The 1,337-nt window shown below is 71.7% G+C and carries 1 protein-coding gene; it reads left to right on the forward strand.

All coding sequences use genetic code 11. The features are described from left to right. Positions 1-243 precede the first annotated feature (243 nt). On the forward strand, positions 244-1,320 hold the full coding sequence (locus tag ACFC0B_RS40850) for an IS110 family transposase (protein ID WP_376098569.1): 1,077 nt from the start codon (positions 244-246) through the stop codon (positions 1,318-1,320). Positions 1,321-1,337: the final 17 nt, after the last annotated feature.

Genomic DNA, 1,337 nt, shown 5'->3' on the forward strand with positions numbered 1-1,337 from the left:
CGCCTGACAGTGATGATGTTCGTGGTGACGCTGCGGGTGGGTCTGACTCGCCGCCTGACTGACGTCTCGACTGTCCTGTTTGGGATTTGTCGGCTCGCCGGGCGTCACCACGCACGCGGCCGGGCGGGCGCTTGTGACTTCATAGGAGCTTGTCGCAGAAGCCCCGTCACTGTCTTGTCCACCCGCCCGACCGGCGCGTGCCGCCCTCGGCACCGACAAGCGGCAAGGACGGACACGACCAGCATGACGCATAACGCCCCGGAGATCACCGGCGGAGTCGACACCCACGGCCTCACCCACCACGCGGCGGTGATCGACCCCATCGGCCGACACCTGGCCGACCGGGAGTTCCCCGCCACCGTCCGCGGCTACCGGGACCTCCTGGACTGGATGCGCTCACACGGCGCCCTGAGCGCGGTCGGCGTGGAGGGCACCGGCGCCTACGGCGCCGAACTCGCCCGGGTGCTGACGGCCGCCGGGGTCACGGTCCTCGACGTCGACCGGCCGGACCGCAAGACCCGGCGCATGAAGGGCAAATCCGACCCGATCGACGCCTACGCCGCCGCGACGGCCGTCCTGTCGGGCCGGGCGACCGGAACCCCCAAGAGCCGGGACGGCGCGGTCGAGGCCGTCCGCGTCCTGCGGATCGCCCGCCGGAGCGCGGTCAAGGCCCGCACCCAGGCGATGAACCAGATCAGGGGCCTGCTCGTCGCGGCACCGGCGATGCTGCGCGAGCAGGCCGCCGGCCTCAACCGGGCGGCACTGATACGCACGCTCGCCCGCCTGCGGCCCGGCGACGACCTCTCGACGCCACTGGCCGCGACCCGGGCGGCACTGCGACGCCTGGCCCGACGCCACCAGGCGATGGACGAGGAGATCACCGAGCTCGACGCCGAGATCGGTCCACTGGTGAAGCGGGCCGCCCCGGCGCTGCTGGAACTGTTCGGCGTCGGTCCCGAGACCGCCGGCCAGCTCCTCGCGTCCGCCGGGGACAACCCCGAACGCATGCGTTCCGAGGCCGCGTTCGCCCATCTGACCGGGGTCGCGCCGATCCCCGCCTCCTCCGGCCGAACCCACCGCCACCGCCTCAACCGCGGCGGCGACCGGGCCGCGAACAACGCCCTGCACACCATCGTGCTGGTCCGCATGCGCTACGACGAACGCACCCGCGCCTACGTCGCCCGGCGCACCACGGAAGGGCTCTCGAAGAAGGACATCATGCGCTGCCTGAAGCGCTTCGTCGCCCGCGAGGTCTACCGCACCCTGACCAGCACACCAACCACACACATCACTCAAACCGAACTCGCTCCCGCGGCTTGACGCCTATAGGAGCATCC

Origin of the sequence: Kitasatospora sp. NPDC056184 (assembly GCF_042268405.1) — a bacterium.
Lineage (GTDB): Bacteria > Actinomycetota > Actinomycetes > Streptomycetales > Streptomycetaceae > Kitasatospora.